The sequence below is a fragment of the Prolixibacteraceae bacterium genome (assembly GCA_019720755.1).
GTDB classification, from domain to species: domain Bacteria; phylum Bacteroidota; class Bacteroidia; order Bacteroidales; family Prolixibacteraceae; genus Halosquirtibacter; species Halosquirtibacter laminarini.
The window spans coordinates 4009894-4029516 of record CP081303.1; the positions used below are offsets into that span (position 1 = coordinate 4009894).

15 protein-coding genes are annotated in these 19623 nt (G+C 33.9%); 4 read left to right on the forward strand and 11 right to left on the reverse strand.

Features of this window, described 5'->3' with window-relative positions; translation table 11 throughout:
* Positions 1-32: 32 nt before the first annotated feature.
* The 5 genes from K4L44_15940 to K4L44_15960 all read right to left on the reverse strand — a co-directional run bounded on the left by K4L44_15940 (position 33) and on the right by K4L44_15960 (position 5935).
* Positions 33-1202, reverse strand: a complete 1170-nt coding sequence (locus K4L44_15940; GenBank protein ID QZE13998.1) for a peptidoglycan DD-metalloendopeptidase family protein — start codon at positions 1200-1202, stop codon at positions 33-35.
* A 2-nt stretch (positions 1203-1204) separates the two neighbouring features.
* Complete coding sequence (locus K4L44_15945; GenBank protein ID QZE13999.1) at positions 1205-2140, reverse strand: DUF4292 domain-containing protein; 936 nt, start codon at positions 2138-2140, stop codon at positions 1205-1207.
* Between the two features lie 21 nt (positions 2141-2161).
* Positions 2162-3922 (reverse strand): tetratricopeptide repeat protein, encoded by a 1761-nt coding sequence (locus K4L44_15950; GenBank protein QZE14000.1) that lies wholly within the window; start codon positions 3920-3922, stop codon positions 2162-2164.
* Positions 3923-3957: 35 nt separating this feature from the next.
* The gene (dut, locus tag K4L44_15955; GenBank protein ID QZE14001.1) at positions 3958-4395 is read right to left on the reverse strand and encodes a dUTP diphosphatase; all 438 of its coding nucleotides are present in this window, start codon (positions 4393-4395) and stop codon (positions 3958-3960) included.
* 61 nt (positions 4396-4456) lie between these two features.
* Complete coding sequence (locus K4L44_15960) at positions 4457-5935, reverse strand: oligosaccharide flippase family protein (protein QZE14002.1); 1479 nt, start codon at positions 5933-5935, stop codon at positions 4457-4459.
* A 156-nt stretch (positions 5936-6091) separates the two neighbouring features.
* Between K4L44_15960 and K4L44_15965 the strand changes: the two genes are divergently transcribed.
* A complete protein-coding gene (locus K4L44_15965) occupies positions 6092-7180 on the forward strand; it encodes a glutaminyl-peptide cyclotransferase (GenBank protein QZE14003.1) in 1089 nt (362 codons plus the stop codon).
* Positions 7181-7296: 116 nt separating this feature from the next.
* Here K4L44_15965 and asnS read toward each other — a convergent pair whose 3' ends face one another.
* Positions 7297-8736 carry an asparagine--tRNA ligase gene (gene asnS / locus K4L44_15970; protein QZE14004.1) on the reverse strand — a complete coding sequence of 480 codons (1440 nt, stop codon included), beginning with the start codon at positions 8734-8736 and terminating at the stop codon, positions 7297-7299.
* 341 nt (positions 8737-9077) lie between these two features.
* Here asnS and K4L44_15975 point away from each other — a divergent pair, with 341 nt between their 5' ends.
* Together K4L44_15975 and K4L44_15980 are read left to right on the forward strand one after the other, a co-directional pair.
* Positions 9078-9428 (forward strand): hypothetical protein, encoded by a 351-nt coding sequence (locus tag K4L44_15975; protein ID QZE14005.1) that lies wholly within the window; start codon positions 9078-9080, stop codon positions 9426-9428.
* Between the two features lie 98 nt (positions 9429-9526).
* On the forward strand, positions 9527-10246 hold the full coding sequence (locus tag K4L44_15980; GenBank protein ID QZE14006.1) for an SIMPL domain-containing protein: 720 nt from the start codon (positions 9527-9529) through the stop codon (positions 10244-10246).
* Between the two features lie 68 nt (positions 10247-10314).
* Here the strand turns inward: K4L44_15980 and K4L44_15985 are convergent, their stop codons facing one another.
* Positions 10315-10737: a MarR family transcriptional regulator gene (locus K4L44_15985; protein ID QZE14007.1), complete on the reverse strand. Its 423-nt coding sequence runs from the start codon at positions 10735-10737 to the stop codon at positions 10315-10317.
* A gap of 640 nt (positions 10738-11377) precedes the next feature.
* On the reverse strand, positions 11378-11854 hold the full coding sequence (locus K4L44_15990) for an efflux RND transporter permease subunit (protein ID QZE14008.1): 477 nt from the start codon (positions 11852-11854) through the stop codon (positions 11378-11380).
* A 138-nt stretch (positions 11855-11992) separates the two neighbouring features.
* On the opposite strand from K4L44_15990, the gene K4L44_15995 reads away from it, so the two are divergent.
* Complete coding sequence (locus tag K4L44_15995; GenBank protein ID QZE14009.1) at positions 11993-13111, forward strand: ISAs1 family transposase; 1119 nt, start codon at positions 11993-11995, stop codon at positions 13109-13111.
* Between the two features lie 252 nt (positions 13112-13363).
* On the opposite strand, the gene K4L44_16000 is transcribed toward K4L44_15995, so the two are convergent.
* The 3 genes from K4L44_16000 to K4L44_16010 all read right to left on the reverse strand — a co-directional run bounded on the left by K4L44_16000 (position 13364) and on the right by K4L44_16010 (position 19501).
* Complete coding sequence (locus tag K4L44_16000) at positions 13364-15802, reverse strand: FAD-dependent oxidoreductase (GenBank protein QZE14010.1); 2439 nt, start codon at positions 15800-15802, stop codon at positions 13364-13366.
* Between the two features lie 184 nt (positions 15803-15986).
* Positions 15987-16670 carry a DUF1963 domain-containing protein gene (locus K4L44_16005; GenBank protein ID QZE14011.1) on the reverse strand — a complete coding sequence of 228 codons (684 nt, stop codon included), beginning with the start codon at positions 16668-16670 and terminating at the stop codon, positions 15987-15989.
* Between the two features lie 272 nt (positions 16671-16942).
* Positions 16943-19501 (reverse strand): DUF5686 and carboxypeptidase regulatory-like domain-containing protein, encoded by a 2559-nt coding sequence (locus K4L44_16010; protein ID QZE14012.1) that lies wholly within the window; start codon positions 19499-19501, stop codon positions 16943-16945.
* Positions 19502-19623: the final 122 nt, after the last annotated feature.

A 19623-nucleotide genomic window follows, 5' to 3' on the forward strand; every position in this document is an offset into this window, starting at 1 on the left:
ATAAGAGCAGCATCATTGCTGCCCTTATTTATTTATGAGGATGTCTTAAGCCATAATTCTGGATCTAAACAATCGGTCATCTTCCATACTTGAAACTTAAGAATCGAATTGTGATCCTCTCCTTGTGAAGTGTATATTTCTCCTATAGGCTCCCCTATTTTAACCTGTTGCTGTTTTGTTTTATAAACAGTTTTTAGGTTCGAATAGACTGTGATATAGGATCCATGTCTAACAAAAACAGACAATCTGCCATTCTTTATTGCCATTACTCCAGTAATTACACCATTATATATGGATTTCACCTTTTCTTTAGGGCTTGTTGATATCGTAATCCATTTGTTATTGACTTTTAGTTTTTTCATCACGGGATGTCGATGAAGACCGAAGTGATCTATGATCTCTCCTTGAACAGGCCAACCAAGCTTTCCTTTCTGTTTTTCAAAACTATAGTCTAGTGTGTTAATATCAAATGAGCTATCTTTTCTATTCGTCGCATACACCTCGCTCTGGAGCCTATAAGCAATATTTTTCTGTTGATCAACGATTGCTTTAAGCTCTTTTTCCTTACTCTTTAGGCTATTGTAAAAGGAGTTTTCAATCTCAAGTTCGTTGTTGAGTATCGATGTCTCATGAGTAATTTTGTTGTTCAAATACACCACTTCTCTCTTTTTTTTCTCGAAAAGTGTAATGCTTTCTGAAAGAGTGCTTGATAAGGAGTTGATAAGATGAATTTTCTCTAGTTGGACTCTTTGATATTGAGCTGTTTCTCCCTCTTTTTTGTAAAGATCAACAAAGTCTTTAAACGTAAAAGGAATAAAGTGATCCTTCATAACAAAACTCTTTAATCCTACTTTATTTAAAAATTCAGAATAGGCACTTTTAGTTTGAGAAATATCTTCTTTAAGTGAGTTGACAACAAACCTATGATCAGAGATAAACTCGTTGTATAAGCTTATCTTCTTATTGTATTCCGTTAACAGAACTTGTCTTTTTTCAATTCTATTATTGAGTAGTTTAAGTTGTATAAGCGAAGTACTTGCATCATTTTGTGCTTTTAAAAGCATTTTTTGTGTAGTCTTTAACTCTCTTACAATCTTTGATTTGTTCTCTTTGATTGTTCTTACGTCTTGGGCATTTGTTCTACTAGATACTAATAGTAACAATGACCATATTATAAATCCAAGAAGAGGGTTATTTCGCATAGTTACTTTAATACTTTGTTCGTGTATGATGTTGGAACCGAAAATTTAAATGAGCTTTCTTTGTCTTTCCAAATCTTAAATAGACGTATTCTCATGTTAAAAATAGGGGTACTATTCTTAAATGAAGAAATTGTTACGACAGAAGGAAAGAATGAATTATCAATGTTGACATATTTATCAATGTTGATATTGGTAGAGACATGAGTGTCTAGATTCTTATAAACAACTTTCTTTAACTTGAAGTGCGTTGGTTCGAAATAAAGACGTTCTTCGATTCTATTATTCCCTGCGTAAACTTTAAAGTCTTTTTTAACAACTATCTTTTTCTTTCTTTTATTGTTCTTTTCTCTCTTTGTTGTGTTATTTTTTATCGAACTTAGTACATAGTAACCACCTTCTGTATAGCTCTTGTATTTTCGTAGTATCCTTCCTTTGATATCTTCTTGAAGAGTAAAAGGGTTTCCTGAAAAAATATTTTCAAGCTTTTCTAAAGATACTGTGACTCCAATGACCTTCTCTACCTTCTCAAAGTTAGCGTGTATTGTTTCTCTACCAAGTACATTCACAACGATAATCGTGTCTTCAGTTGCTAGCAACTTACCAACAGGAAAGATCCCTTTTTGTGCAGTAATGATTATTACACTGTCTTTCTTGGATTTAAAAGAAGCGGAGATTGCATTCTTATTCCCTTTATAATTAAAATCTATTAGAGCTTTCTTTGCACCATATGTTTCATAATAACTCTCGTTATTTCTTACATTTCTCATAAGACGAGAAGTGCTCATCTTCTTTAACTCTGTATTGTTACTATTGGAAGAAAGATCTGTAACCATCAACTCTTTAGTAGAACGACAACTACTAAGAACTGATAACAAGATAACAAACAGATATATTTTTGAATTCAAAAACTTTGACACAACGATACTAATAATATTCATTCACAAAATAGATAAGAAATACTACTCTTTGTAGTATTTCTTATCTTTAATTTTCTTTTCTAATATTGGAGAATCAACACCTCCATCTTTAGCTTTTTCCCAATTCTGTACAGCTTTCTCAATATCTCCTAGGAAGTAAAGAATATCTCCATAGTGATCGAATAATGTAGGGTTTTTATCCTTATTATTTTCTATCGCCATATTCATATAGAATTTCGCCAATCGGTAATCCTTCTTGATAAAAAGAACCCATGCATAAGTATCTAGATAAGTTGGATTATCAGGGTTTTTCTCCACAACCAATCCTCCTAACCTTTCTGCTTTCTCTAGCTGTTCATTTTTTAAAGAGAGGTAATAAGCATAGTTATTCATTGCCATATAATTGGTTGGATCAATTTCAATGACTTTATCAAATGCCTTCCATGCTTCTTCGTATTTCTTTAGGTTATAAAGAGCTTCTGCCTTATAAGTATAGATTTGAGAAAGGGTTGATTTACTCACCGTCGAGATTGATTCTGCTTTTTCTAGAAGAGGGATCATCTCTTTATACATTTTGTCTTGAAGAAATGTTAGAGACTTAAAGACATAAAGAAGAGGTTGATCAGGAAATCTCTTTATCGCTTCATCACTGTCGACTTTCATCTTATCCCAATCTAGTAATTGGTTGTCAATCATGATGATTCTTTCCCAATATATATAGTTTGATCCTTCAAGATCTATTGCAAAACGAAACTGCTCATCTGCTTTCTTATATTTCTCTTGTTGTATCAGATATTCGGCATATAGAGCATGTGGTTTGCTTTCGCTAGGATTTGCAGCAATCATATCCTCAAGAATAGATTCTTTCACTTTGTCACTAATGCCAAAATTATTCTTTGTAGAGGTTATAAGAAGAAACATTTGGATCTTTGTATTGATATCCAATGTGGTACTTCTCATTGCTTCTTTGATATGAAAAAGGGCTTTTTTGTTGTCTTTTCCTTCTCTGTAGTAGTTGGCAAGAGAGATATGAACAAATCCATCTTTAGGATCTATTTCAAGTACCTTATTGTAATACTCAAGTGCTTTTTCTCTGTTATTTTCTTTAAGGTATAAGTCCGCCATAAGACCATAATATTTGGTCTCTGTAGGATTACTATCAATAAGTCGTTGTATCTCTTGACGAGCCTTCTTAGGCTTCTTAATTGCAAGATATATCTGCTCTTTGGCTACAGATATTCTCTCATTAAGTCCCATCTCTTTCTCTAGCTTATTATACATATCCAAAGCAGCCTCATATTGATTTGAAGAGGTGTAAAGTGCAGCATTTCTATAGATATAATCGATATTGCTTGGATACTTTTCAACAAGTTGTTCATATATGTCAGCAGCCAAGTCATAACGCTTTCTTTGCTCGTATACTTGTGCAAGGAGCATTGCATAGCTATCATTGCCTGGCTCTAGTTTATAAGCTTTTTCAAGAAGTCCTAGTGCACTCGTAATGTCTTTTTTAGCAATATGTATTGTTGCTAATTCATACATAGATACTGCGGACTTAGGATCAATTTCTAGGCATTTTGAAAATAGGGCTGTTGCACCTTCAAAATTACCAAGCATTCTTTGTTTAAGTCCTTCAATAAACAGATATTCAAACTGTAAGCTCATCTCTTCAGAGAGCTTTGTTTCAATCTGTGTTTTTTTTGTGTCAACTTTCTTTGAAGAGGTTATCCCCTTGTTTGTGCTACAAGAGATAAGCCCAAGCATAAAGGTTGCACCAAAGACTATTTGTTGTATCTTATTCATATTCAAATTATTTTTCGGTAGGAGTATCTGTGAAATTATTTTTTACCAGTGTGTCCAAAACCCCCTTCACCTCTATCCGTTTCGTTAAGTATTTCAACCTCTTCCCATTTTACCACTTCATGTTTTGCAACGACCATCTGAGCAATTCTCTCACCATTTTCAATTACAAATGATTCATTAGAAAGGTTTGCTAAAATAATTGAAATCTCTCCTCTATAATCGGCATCGATAGTACCAGGACTATTTAGAACAGAAATCCCATGTTTGATCGCTAATCCACTTCGAGGACGAACTTGTGCTTCAAATCCCACTGGTAACTCAATAAACAAACCAGTTGGTACCAAAGTTCTTTGAAGAGGGGCTAAAGTGATCGGAGATTCAAGATTTGCTCTAAGATCCATTCCTGCAGCACTAGCAGTTCCGTATTCTGGAAGTGAATTATTCGATTTATTAATTATTTTAACCGTTGTCATATATTTATTTTTTGCGTTTACAATAAAACATATATCATGCCAATATCAGATATGGCACAAACTACTTACCTTTTTGTTTCAATAAAAATGTTTTTAATTCAGGATAGAGAACTACAATTAGGAATACTAAGATAGTAAATCCTCTAAGAACAAATCCTATGAAGCTTGTCTCAGAAGGTAAATGCTTCCCACAAAAATATAGAACAAATGCAAAAATCATTGTAATGATGATTCTATTTACAGGATAATCTATAGGATAGCTCTTTCTCATAAAGTAATAACTCGCAATAACCATGGCACCAAAACACACGACCTGTGCTATTGCAGAAGCTACATATCCATATTTTGATAGAAAGAGAATATTGATAATTATCGTGATGATAGCACCTCCTACTGAAAAGTATGCCCCATAATAGGTCTTATCTGTTAATTTATACCAAATAGATAAATTATAGTAGATTCCAAGAAACATGTTTGCGATTAATATGTATGGAACGACATGCAACCCATCGTAATAGTTGGGATCGATAATAATCTTTATTTGGTCGATATATAATGTGATTCCTAAAAATACACAAAGACAGAAAATGACAAAATAGGTAAGGATATCTGCATATATCTTTTTATCATTAGTCTCTTTCTGTCTTGCAAAAAAGAATGGTTCAAAAGCATACCTAAATGCTTGTACAAATAGAGTCATAATGACTGCTAGCTTGGTGTTTGCTCCATATATCCCTAATTGGAACATTGCCGATTCATATGGTTTAAACAGTTTAGGGAATAATATCTTGTCGATATTCTGATTTATCATGCCTGCAAAAGAGACTACTAAAATTGGCAATCCATAGATCAATAATTTTTTTAGTAAGGCTGTATTATATTGTTTTAATGAAACTTGCATCTCAGGAATAAGAACGATCAATGTGAATAGGGATGCTATTACATTAGAAATCAGTACATAGCCTATCCCTATGTTTTCACTGTAAAGTTGAAGGAGAATGTTGTCTGGATGGTTTGTTGTAAGCCAAGGGCATAACACAAGAAAGAACAGATTAAAAAAGATATTTATGATCACATTCAATAATTTAATGATCATAAACTTGACGGGTCTGCCTTCTAATCTTAATTTTGCAAAAGGGATCGTTGCGAGGGTATCAAATACTAAAATATAAGATAACCATCTAACATATTGTTCTGCGTTTTGATATCCATAATAGTTTGCAATAGGTACATTAAATAGTGTGACCAATACAAAGAATACGGATGAGGTCATTATAAGTGTAACAAATGAAGTGGTGAATACTGTAACTTGATTCTTCTTATCCTTTGAAGAATAACGAAAAAAAGCGGTCTCCATTCCATAAGTAAGTAATGCCATTAGGATGGCCACCCAAGCAAACATATTGGTTATCTCCCCCAATGAAGCTGGTAGAAAAATTCTTGTGTAAAATAGTGCAAGAAAGTAGTTTAGAAACCTAGGAAGTATGGAACTTAATCCATAAATCACTGTTTGACCAGCCAATCGTTTAATGGTACTCATATATTTAGATATCAATAAGATTACTTGAACAAAGCACAAAAGTAACTTTTAAATTTCCTTTATATCAAAAGAAATAAAGGAAATCATATTTTTTAAATACGTCACACCTTTTTTATCTTTATGACATTCAATGATGAAACTTATTAGAAAATTCGGATGAGATACATAAGAATACAATATTTCGCACTATTTCTTTTTCTCTTGTGGAGTGGTTTTACTTCATGTAAAACAACATCAAATACAAGAAAACCTGTACCAGTGGTAAAGATGAAAAAACAGGCTATTTTAGGAAGTGATATTTTTGTTCGTATTAAAGTCCTCCCTAAAGGAGGAAAAGTAACAAAAGCTACACTCCTGTTGAATGGGAAAAAGTTAGAAGAGTTGAAAAATTTTGATTGTCAAATAAAGTTACCTCTAGAATCTTTACGTCTAGGACGTAATAGAGTGACAATAGAGGCTTTAAAGGATAATGGTAAATTAGGTGTGACAAACAAAGAGATTGTTCTATTTTCTTCTAAGAAACCTCAAGAGATAGAGTATAAAGTGGAAAAAACTTTTACTCATTATCAAAGCCATTTTACTGAGGGATTAGAGTTTAATAACGGTCTTTTGTATGAAAGTACTGGGGAACATGGTACTTCTGGTATCTATAAAATAGACCTTACTACGAACAAAGTGGTAGACTCTGTCTCCTTGGATAAAGAGTATTTTGGAGAGGGAGTTACATTGTTAAATGGTAATCTATATCAGTTGACTTACAAAAAACAGAAGGCTTTTGTCTATCGTGATTCTGATATGAAGAAGATTAAGGAGTTTACTTTTCCAAACAAGGAGGGATGGGGGTTAACTAATGATGGAGAATCTTTGATTATGAGCGATGGCTCTTCTGTACTCTATTTTGTTGATCCTTCTACTTTTAAAGAGACAAAGCGTATTGAAGTATTCTCGAACTCTAGAGAATTTACTTATTTGAATGAGTTAGAGTACGTCAAAGGGTATATATATGCCAATGTTTGGACCACTGAAGATATTGTTAAAATTGATAGTCAAACAGGAGAAGTGGTTGCAATCATATCATTAACGGGCCTAACTAATTCGGCACAAATATCTTCCAAAAAGACGATAGATGTAATGAATGGAATTGCATATAATGAAAAAGAAAAATCATTATATGTGACAGGTAAATATTGGCCAAAACTGTATAAGATATCTCTATATGAGAAAGGGAAACGTGTTAATCCTTAGGTCTATATATAGAAAAGTATTTCTCTTGTTGTGAGTTGTTCACAATTGTTGAAAACAATAAAGGTGAGATATCAATATGATATCTCACCTTTACAATTTATAACGTTATTTTAATACTAGAACTCACATGTTTTTGGTGCACGTGGGAAAGGTATTACGTCACGGATATTACCCATACCTGTAACGAAGGAAATAAGTCTTTCAAATCCAAGACCAAAACCAGCGTGTGGTGCTCCTCCAAAACGACGAGTATCAATATACCAACTCATCTCCTCTTTAGGGATTCCCATTTCATCCATCTTTGCTTCTAGAACATCTAATCGCTCTTCACGTTGTGATCCACCAACAATCTCACCAATTTGAGGGAATAAGATATCCATAGCAGCAACGGTTTTGTTATCATCGTTTACACGCATATAGAATGCTTTGATATCTGCAGGATAGTCTGTAAGAATAACAGGTTTCTTAAATTTCTTCTCTACTAAATACCTTTCATGCTCACTCTGAAGGTCTGTTCCAAAACCTTCTACAGGATATTTAAATTTACCTTTCTTATTTGGTTTTGAGTTACGAAGAATATCTATTGCTTCTGTATATGTCAAACGAACGAAATCGTTGTCTGCTACAAACTGAAGCTTTTCGATAAGATTCATGTTTCGCTCCTCTTTCGGCTTGTTCTTTTCGTCTTCTTCTTGACGTTTTGCAAGGAACTCAAGATCTTCATTACAATTGTCTAAAGCATATTGAATCAAATACTTCAAGAACTCTTCTGCAAGATCCATGTTGTCATTAAGATCGGCGAATGCCATCTCTGGTTCAATCATCCAAAATTCAGCTAAGTGTCTAGAAGTATTAGAATTCTCAGCACGGAAAGTTGGTCCAAAAGTATAAATTTGTCCAAGAGCCATTGCAGCAAGCTCGCCTTCTAACTGTCCCGATACAGTAAGATTGGTTGATTTGCCAAAGAAATCTTGGCTATAATCTACCTCTCCCTCCTCATTTCTTGGGGTCTCATCGAAAGGAAGTGTTGTAACTCTAAACATTTCACCAGCACCCTCGGCATCAGAACTTGTGATAATTGGAGTATGGATATTATAGAAGTTTTTCTCGCTGAAGAATTTATGTACTGCAAAAATCATCGCATGACGAATACGGAAAACTGCACTAAATGTATTCGTACGCATTCTTAGATGAGCATTTTCACGCAAAAACTCAAGAGTATGTTTCTTTGGCTGGATAGGATACTTCTCTGGATCAGCAGTTCCTAGAACCTCGATTTTCTCTGCTTGAATTTCTACAGACTGTCCGCTACCTTGTGATGCTACCAATTTACCTGTTACAGATAGAGCAGCACCTGTAGTGGTGTCTTTTAATGTATCTTCGTCAAAAGAAGCAACGTCTGCTACTACCTGTAAATTACCCAAGCAAGTACCATCATTCATTGCAATGAAGTTTACACTTTTGCTACCTCTTTTGGTTCTTACCCATCCTTTAATATTTACTTCGGTACCAGCTTCTCCCGAAAGAAGGATTTCTTTGATCAATGTTCTTTTCATCCTACGATATATTTTGCAATAACTCTCCTTATTTTCACTATAATATTGAATAAAAATATCAAATTTATAATGAATTGATGGAGACTGATTTTTACAGTTTAATTGTATTTATGACCTTTTCTCTTTTCAATAAATTGTGAGAAATTAGACTCTAATTGATACTACAAATGTACAACTTTTGTTTATATCTTTTTTCTTTCTGAGACTATACTGACGTTTTTTTATACATTTAGATATATTGAAAAACAAAACATTGAAAAGATTGACTATTTCTATGTTTAAAAAGGATATTTTTGTCTCTTGTTGTTTATCACGAAGTAATATGTTTAAACAAGAAAATTATGACAGAATCAAAAAAGAAGATACAGAATTGGACGCAGTTATGTTTTCGTTTGGGTGAGATGTTTCGACTAGACCTTGACGAAAATGGCGTATTTATGTTAATAGGTATTCGTGAACGTGGATGGGGATTTAAAGAGTACACTAAAGAGGAGAAGTTAAATCTTATCTACTTGGGAACTGCTACTCTATTATGTGAAATGAATCGAATAACCAAGGTGACAACCGATCGTGATGGTTGGCCAGTGTTTAAGGAGCCTAATATTGTCGCAGAATGGACTGAGGTACAGAAAATAGGGGAATTAAAAAAAGGGGCTATAGTATATTTTAATCGCATTTGGGGACTTAATTAAATGTGCATCTCCATTGAAAAGCTATTTGTGGCATAAAGTTTGTTTTATGATTAAAACAAGTGTTGTGTTGTGATCCTTTAATTTAAAATTGAATTCTTATGAAGAATAGAATATTATTAGTTTTATCTCTAGTTCTGTTTTCTGTGTCCTTTACTTATGCAAGTAACTCTAGTCACGATGATAATGATTGCGGTACTATTGATGTAAGTAGTGATGCTGAAGAGTTGGTTCTCCCAAAGAAGGTATTTATTAACCTCGAGTTGGTTAAATTACCAAAGATGAAGGATGGAAAGCCAATTCAGGTAATGGAGGATGAGTGTATTAAGTTATTGGATGCATATGATATTCCTAGAAAAAACCTTAAAGTTGTTTCTGTGGATAACAAGATGGTAACCAAAAGAAAATCTCAAATAGGTGTTTCTGAAACGAGAAAATATGAATTGGAAGTAACAGACTTTACTATTCTTGACAATCTATTCTTAGAGTTTTCTCAGATGAAGTACCTAACAGCATCTCTTGGTCGTTACGATTATGGAAACTTAGATGAGATTAGGAATCAACTGGCGGTTAAAGCAGCAGTGAAGGCTAAAGAAAAGGGAACGATGATTATTAATGCGCTTGGTCTTAAATTTGTCAGAATTATGAATGTGAATGTAAATAACTATAGCAACACATATGCAAGGGCTGCTCGAGTTAATTATATGGCAGCAGATGCTATTGAAATGAAATCATCTGGACCAAACTATAAAAGTGCTAATTTTGAAATACAGAAAATGAAGGTAGTATCTTCTGTCTCCATGAAAATAATGGTGATATAAAATTTATCATTGAATAATGAAAAAGATCCAATCGTGTTATTTTACAATTGGATCTTTTTTTATTCTCCTTAAGGATTTACTTCTACTATCTTATTTAAAGAGGATGAAAATGCTTCTAGTTCTTCAGATGTAAGTGCATCTTCAATAAGATCATTACAACTATTTCGAACATTATCGATCTCTTTGGCGATATTATCTCCTTTAAATGTTAATTTTAGTGTGATTGCTCTTCTGTCTATTGAGGAAGTAGCTCTTTCTAAAAAATCATTTGAAACCAATCGATCAACGATCCTGCTCACTCTTGATGGTGATAGGTTCATTTTTTTCCCTAACTCGGAGCTTGTAATATTATTACATTGCTTCAATATTGTGAAGAACTGGAGTTCAGATTGGGATAGGTTCATTTTTTTCATAATCTCGGTATCTATTTCTGTACACTTAGACTTTAGTTCAAAAATTAGCTCCAAGATTGTTTTCGAATTATGCTTCATATTACCAAATGATATTATGTGTGTTGTTGTTTGATAAGCAAAAGTAATAAATAGCACCTATAAATTCAATGCTTTTTAGCTAATTGAATTAAATGTTAATATTATATACTTGATTTTTTAATTTAAAACAGATCTAGTTTAAGATCGAATATGTTATAAAATAGATGTTTTATGAGAAACTATACCTTATTAACAAAGTGTTATCACAGACAATTACTGATCTAATATGTGCTTATATTAATTATTGTTACGGTATACTGTTTGTCTTTTTCATAACATTTGCCCTGATATATTCCCCTCTATTATCTTTAACTTTGAGTTTAAACCATAACCCCAATGCTCTATATTAACGCCATAATTTGTTCATGAAGAAAAATATAGGGTGCAAAAAATAAGTTTCACTATTTCTTAAGGATGGAGTATATCTCCCTGTTATTTATACATAATCTGCTATGTAGTGACTTACGTGACCAATAAACTAGTGTGATCTTTCCTATATTAAAATGATTCAATTCCATCTTGAACCATTTAATTATCCTTATATTACTTCTATAATCGCCTACTGTGTTTTTGTATACACCTATTCTAGTGTCAATAATAGTCTTTCCAATAGATTGAAATGATGATATTTTTCTTCCTATTATTTGTAAAGTTGTCTGTATAAAATAGGTATAAGAAAAAGGCTTATGAAAGTTCCATAAATCATTCCTGCTATAATCACAATGGCTAATGGTTTTTGCAATATAGTGCCTAAGCTTCCTCCAAAAAGGAAAGGAATCATCGCTAAAATGGTTGTAAGGCTCGTCATGACTATTGGTTTTATACGTCTTAGACCCGCTTCGTGTATGGCATCGTCCAAGCCATAACCTTCATGACGAAGACGATTAATTGTATCTATCTTCAAAATCGAATCGTTGATAATAATTCCAGACATAACCACCATACCAATCATACTCATCAAGTTGATTGAGCTACCACCTAAATACAAAACAACTAAAACTGCTGTTAGGTCAATAGGTATCTCTATCAATACCAAGAGAGGTTGAACTAAGGATTCGAACTGGGCGGCTAGTATAAAATAGAGTAACACAATTGCAATAAGAAGAATAAAGAACATCTCTTTTATAAGCTGTTTATTCTCAAAGTAACTTCCTCGAAGTATATATCTAGATTCAGGGCTTGTTCATGAATTATTTATATGAGAAAAGGTCGACTATTCATATTATATTTGGATTTGTAAAAACAGATATAAATTATGGATAACGACCTTTCAAGTGCCGAAATTAGAAGATTTTATGAGAAATTACAAGTCAAATTGGTAGATAATAGGAGTCATGTAGGACTTAAGCACGAATTGGCTTTTGTTATCACTCTTTTTATTATCTCAATTCTGACAAGTTATGGTCATCTAAGTATGAATAAAATTCATCGCAATATGGTTCGTCATTACGAGAAACTATGTATCTGTTTGCATAAAGATATCGACAGTTGTATAAGTCGAGTTCAGTTAACAAGAATCCTATCTGAATTTGATTATGATTCCTTTTTGACAATTTGTGATGAAGTATACTCTTCTACAGAATGGATATCTATTGATGGGAAGGAACTTCGAGGAAGTATAGATTCTAAAAGCAATAAAAAGAGAGGGTTAAGTATTGTTTATTCTATTGGTCATAACACAAATATACAGCAGTTATTAGGCTTTTATGATGGAACAAAAGAGAGTGAAAAGAACATTGTTTATGATCATATTCTTGAGTTGCCAGAGAAGGCAAAGGTAACACTAGATGCAATGCATAATTCAGAAAATCTGTTGTCTAATATTCACCAAAATAGTCGATTCTATTTAACTCAAATAAAGTCCAATCAGCAGAAATTAAAGGATGACTTAGTACATACATCCAATCATATAAAAGTAGATGATGTGATGACAGAAATAGACAAGTCACATGGAAGAATAGACTCTAGGAAGTACGAAATATACCCAATAAATACAGAAATGTTAGATCCTAGATGGTGTAATAGTGGCATATGTAATATGATTAAAGTGACAAGAGAGAGTTATAATGTAAAGAGAGATAAAAGGAGTACAGAAACACGATATTATATCACAAATTATAATGGGAAAATCGATGAAATTGCTGGAGCTATTAGAGGTCATTGGAAAATAGAAATAATGAATCGTATTCGTGATGTTAATTTTGGAGAAGACAAATTAAAGTCTTTAGATCATGGATTGCAAAAATCGATATCCTCTATTATGTTATTTATATGCAGTAAGTTAATGGAAATAAATAGTTACAACAACTTAAATATTTTAAGAGAAGAACTTGTGCACAATACTGATAAAATACACGATGTCTTCGCTGCTTAAATTTCATGAACAAGCCCTGTATTTGTCTATTAACGAAGGCAGTATTTCTAAATAATTAAAGGGACTGTAGATGAATTAGAAAGAGAATGTATCCACTACATCATCGATATTTTATTGTTTATCAGTTGCTTTAAATACTCACTATTATTTTAGGTTTATAAAGCAGAAAGGAGGAAATATTTCCTCCTTTCTGCTTTATAAAATTGTATTATTTATCCTGTAAGATTACATAGATAAAATGAATATCATAGATTATATAAATAGGTTGACATTTGCATTCTCTGCTGCTTCAAGGTAGTTTGCTACTCCCCCTACTTCGACACCAGAAATAAACTCTTTTGCATCTACGCCCATTACATCCATACTCATTTGACATCCGATAAGGGTAACTCCAGCAAGTTTTGCTTTACCAATCATCGTTTCGAGTGCATCCACTTTCTTAGAAGCCATACGGTATCTCATCATCTTAGAACCCATTCCCATCATGCTCATCTTAGATAACTGAAGCGCCTTCGAACTCTTAGGCATCATAAATCCAAACATACGTCCCATAAGATCTTTCTTTACTTTAGGGGCTTTAGGACTTTTTATCACATTTAATCCCCAAAATGTAAAGAACATGGTTACTTTCTTACCCATTGCAGCAGCACCATTTGCAATAACAAAGCTTGCCAATGCTTTATCAAGATCATCACTAAAAATAACGATTGTTTTGTCATCTCCATTAGAGGTTACAGAGAAACCATCATTATTCGCACTCTTCATGATTTGCGCTGTGATGACTCCCTCTTTCTTCTCTTTCTGGATCAATGTGTTTCCTGTCACATTACACCAGCTCTCCACATCACGATAAAATCCCATATCTGTGGCAGTAATTTCCATCACTGCATTGGTAGAAATTTTATCCATCTCTTCTTTTAACAATGCGATTGGTCCAGGGCATTGTAATCCTGTCGCGTCAACAGTGTGCATATTATCTGTCTTATTTACTTTACTTTCCAGATTGTTGTTGTTTGGATTCTCTATTAAGATTGGATTCTCTTGATTATCAGTGGCTGACTGATACAATTTGTATCCTCCCGATAGGTTATAAACATGTTTATAACCCTCTTGAAGAAGGATTCGAGTCGCAACATATCCACGTAGTCCAATTCCACAGTATAGGAAGATAGTCTTGTCTTTAGGGATACGGTCAAGATTATTTCGAAGTTCGTCTACTTCAACTTGGGTTGCTCCTTTGATATGTCCAAGCTCAAACTCCATAGGGGTACGTACATCCAAAACAAAGACCTCCTCATTTCGATTGTTCATATCATATGGAGAAATATGATTAGATAACCCTTTTAATATATTCTCCGCATTAAATGCTACTTGGTTTACAGGATCTTTTGCAGAAGAGAATGGTGGAGCATATGCATGTTCAATCTCTTGCAGATCGTATATGTTTCCTCTCATACCAATAATGGTTGCAAGCATATCCATGCGTTTGTCAACCCCTTTTTCACCTACAATTTGAGCACCATATATTTTACCATCCTTAGGAGAGAATACAATTTTAGTCGTCATCTGTGTTGCACCAGGATAGTACCCAGCATGAGAACCATTGATCGTGATGGAAACCTTATAGTCGATACCCTCTTTAACAAGTTGTTTTTCACTTAATCCAGTAGTTGCAACTGTAAGATCGAATACTTTAGCTATGGCAGTACCTATGGCTCCTTTATATGCTCTATTGTGTCCATAAACTATATTATCGGCAAGCAATCTTCCCTGTTTGTTTGCAGGACCTGCAAGATAAGCGATAGTCGGTTTGTTGGTAATAGGGTGTGGAAACTCCATGCTATCCCCAAGAGCGTAGATATCTTTTTTCGAAGTTTCTAGATATTGGTCTACCTTAACTCCTCCTGTTGTTCCTATCTCGATGCCAGCTTTTTGGGCTAAAGTGGTATCAGGTCGAACCCCAATAGACAATATTGCTAAATCAGCAACCAATTTGCGTCCACTTTTCAGTGTGATGTGTACCTCATTGTTTATCTCTTCGAATGAAGTAACGGCATCATTTAGGATAAGACCTACCTCTTGCTCCTTAAAATGTTGGTGAATTACCGAAGCCATCTCTGGGTCAATCATGTTCATCACCTGTGGTGCTGCCTCTACAACAGAAACATGGATACCTCTATGATGGAGGTTTTCAGCCATTTCAAGCCCTATAAAACCAGCGCCAATAACGACGGCTTTTTTAGGAGCTACTTTATCAACAAATTCTTTAATTCTATCTGTATCCACTACATTTCGTAGGGTTAATATTTTAGGACTATTGATACCTGGGATTGGAGGTACAATAGGTTTTGCTCCTGGAGATAAAACAAGTTTATCGTATGAAAGCGTATATTTCTCTTCTGTTTGATGGTTTAGAACAGTGACGTTTTTTTGCTCACTATCAATTTCGATCGCCTCCGAATAAATTCTAACGTCAATATTAAACCTTTTTCCAAAACTCTCAGGTGTTTGAACTAGTAATTTGCTTCTATCTTTGATGACACCACCAATATAGTATGGAAGTCCGCAGTTCGCATAGGAGATGTGCGGTCCTTTTTCCAACATGATGATTTCACTTTTTTCATCAACTCTTCTTAATCGTGCTGCTGTAGTTGCTCCACCTGCAACACCTCCAATAATAAGGTACTTCATTTTCTATATAAGAATAATTTGTTTGACGACAGCAAATATAGGGTGTGTTAAGTTCTATTCAAAATTTATGAGTACTCTTAGTTCTCTGTGTATCAATTACATGGTTTATCTGTGACAAATGTCACAGATAAAACCTAGAATATGGGATAATCTAGCCTCATTGTACTCTTTGAGGATTTCTGAGTTACATGAATTGAAGCCTAGAGTGAATGTGTTCTTGGTCATGATCTAGGAATAGATAGATCAACCCCATATCTACCCAATGAAACTCAGGATACTCTTCTGAGTCGATTTGTAACAACAAATCTGTATTTTCGGGTGCTTCATCTCCTTGCAACCATTGAGGATAGCCTCCTAGTTGAGATGCCATCTTAGTGGTAACCCCCAAATCTCTACATATGCTATCATACTCCTCTTTGTCTAGCTCCAAGGTCTCATCATATTGCGCTTCATAGTATCGATGAATGGTTTCCCAATCAGGTAATGATAGTATTGGATGAGATTGAATTGGACAAAATGGATGTATCTTGACCTCTTTGGGAACCTCTTGATAGTACCATTCTGATTTGCTTATATCTGTGCTTAAATATATACAGACGGAGTTTCTCATGGAACTAATACTTTTGGTATTCAGAAAGAACTGAATTAATTCTGCACCTTTTGGTAATACATTCTCTTCGGTCTTTACTACCTGTAAAACAAATACCAATGGATCGCCATCTTCAGAGTAAGGCCATTCAAACGACTCACCCATATAAGGCACTCCTCCAAAGTATGATTCAATTGGCCCATTGATACATTGACTTTCAGGCTCTTTTACTTCTAAAAGAGTACTTTTTTTTAGCAAACCTTTCACTTTCTCTTTCATAGGTTATCCTGTTTTGAATTTCTGTAAGTGGATGTCTTAAGATACTAAAAAAACAAGATAAATACCTCATTTAGAGACTGTATTCTGTGTTCAATGTTTTGTGTCCCAGTAGATAGAGAGTGAGTGTATTTGTGTAAACTAGGAGTTCTAAAGGAGTCTTTTGAAATCCTACTAGATCAGGCTGATCTTATGGGGAAGTGGAACTGAATTACTTGTAAATTCAATAAGATTCAGGATATGAATTTTAGTTCATATCCTGAAATATTTTATTATTAGAAGGTAATTTCGGCTCTAAATCGGAAACCGAAGTTATCCTTACTGACCTCCAATTGATGTGTCGCTCTATAAATTGTTTCAATTCTAAGGAATTGAAAGATGTTACTAATACCCGCACCAAACTCAATAAATGGTTTGTTATCTAATGAATGCATGTATGTTGGCATGTCAAGACCTACAATCTGGTTCTTATCTAATCGTCCTTGAAGAATTTTTGCAGAGAATGACTCTCTCCAGTCCCACCTTTTGATCAGAGGAATGTGTTTAAAAACCAATCCATTTAGATTATAGTCTAAGAATAGACTAGCAAACTGAGTACTAGCAAACTCCATGTCATTCATGGTGTTATAGTTATATCTAGCAAGACCATACGTTTGATTTGCACGGTGTACTTCAAGCAGCGTGAAAGGAACTTTTCCAAATTGATACCCCGCTTCTGCTACATACTTTAGTTTTGTAAGACCAATATTGAACTTATGTTTCCATGTTGCCCTCACTTTATAATAGTTTCCTTTGTCAGAATCAATATCGTAGTTACCTGCAGTAAGTTTTACATTAATAATGGGATACAACGACCCAACGTAGTATCTTCTAAAGTAGGTTTGATCCAACTTCTCATCCCAGCTAAACCTTGTTGTTAAGGATACTTCGTTGTTTTTATAATAGGAAACAGGTACTCCATTTTGTTCAAATGGAATATACATCCCTGAATATACTTTATGATGGGATAGATCTAATGTCGATGTTACCCCCTCTTTCCACTCATGAATCAGGCCAACAGAAACAGACTGATCTCTTACTAATTTATCGATATCTTTTCTTGCAATGAGTGAATATAGTAGACTCTGTTCTCCTGTATTCTCTGTATTTTCTCTTAGCATTTTTATACTCCCGTTGTCACCAACTTTACTAAAATCATCTCGGTACTTAAAGGTAAGAAATCTCCAGTGATCCTTGCTTGTTCTATATTTTGCACCAAATGTATACTTAAAGTCATTGTCTTTAAAACCGTATCCAACTTGACCAGTAAGTTCTGTGTTTTTAATCAACCCCTCACTAGTTCTAACATTGGCATTTATTCTAAGTCCTTCCACTTTGTTCTTCATGAGCCAATCTGTATAGGGTCCGTAGTCAACATATTTTCCTTCTACATACCCCGTAACCACCATCTTTGTGATTGCATCTCCTAATTTAACAGCCCAATGATTGTTTAAAGAATCTAATGCCTCCGTCACTTGTAATTCTACTTCGTCTAACTCTTCTGGCCTGAAGTGATCAAAGGAAATATCTGTTTTGTGTGGTACTGCCTTTACCGTCTTAAAATCATTTCCAGCCTCTCCAGGATTTAGTTTATTATAATGTATCTTCACATTGCTATAATCACTAAGTTGCTTCAAGTGTACCTTCTCTTTGGGAGCAAGGAAATTCTTCTCTTCATCTAAGAACTCGAAATCCGCTTCAATCACATTATTTTTCCAAAATAGAGTAGAATCATTTATAAATTGGAACTTTTGCTTAAACTGTAGTTTATTTACAAAGTTAATCTGTGCTTCATCAGGTAATTTCGCTTCAATTTCCATTAATGCCCACGAATCTTCTCTTACCTTAAAGTGTCCTGTAAAAAGAGCCTCAAGCTTATTTTTTGGTCTAAAGGAGACTGTATACTCCCATCCATCATCGGTAAATAGACTATCCGTGATTAGATAACGATAGTACATCAGACCTCTTTTGCGTACAGGACTTGCAAAAGATTTTCCAAAAAGTTCGATAAAGCGATCGTAGAAATTGACCCTTGCAGTCATCTGTTCCGCATAACCACTGATATCTGCTTCTTCAAGAAATCCAATCGCTCGCTTTTTCTGATCTAACTCTTTAGAATAGTCAATATAAGGATTCTTTTGTTTGACATCATGGGTTATTCTTTCCATAAAAAGAATAGGTAATTGGTCTGACTTTGTTGAATCTTTACTCTGGATGAATACACCAGGATGATTCTTAAACAGAGGGTTTTTTCTAATAATCTTAGAAAGATTTGTTAAGGTGGCAGTCATTTTTGTATAAGTATTATACTCTGCACTCTCAAATCTATCTGGATTGTTTTTAGACCTATTATCGCTAATATTTCTTACAATACGGAAAGCCGGGTTCTCTCTTGGTAATATCTTCACCTCAGAAAGTTCTGTAACATCAGGTGTTAGCTTTATTATAAACTTCTTACCAATGTATTTACCAAACATGTATTTTACAATAAGCTCCCTCTTATCATAGCCTATTGCAGATACTAGTATTGTATCTTTAGTTGATAAATTAGTTAATAAGAAATTTCCATCCAGGTCCGTTGTTGTACCTGTCATTTTGCCTTTGATCATCATGTTTACAAAAGGGATAACCTCCTTTGTTCTAGCATCTTTTACGACCCCATTAATCTTGATCCTATTTTTTGGTTTTCTAGCTTTTTTTTGTGCGTAACCTTGAAAACAAAATAGAATGGATAAAAACAGTGCGGTAAAAATAAATGTGAAGTGTCTACTCAATTGAATATTCAGTTTTTTCATGTGAAACACATATATGTATATAGGTGAATGCAAAAAAACAAAAAAAAATATTTTTCTGTTTATCTATTGGTAAGTATTTTTCAATAAATATTAATTCTTTCTCTCTGTATTTTTGCATTTTA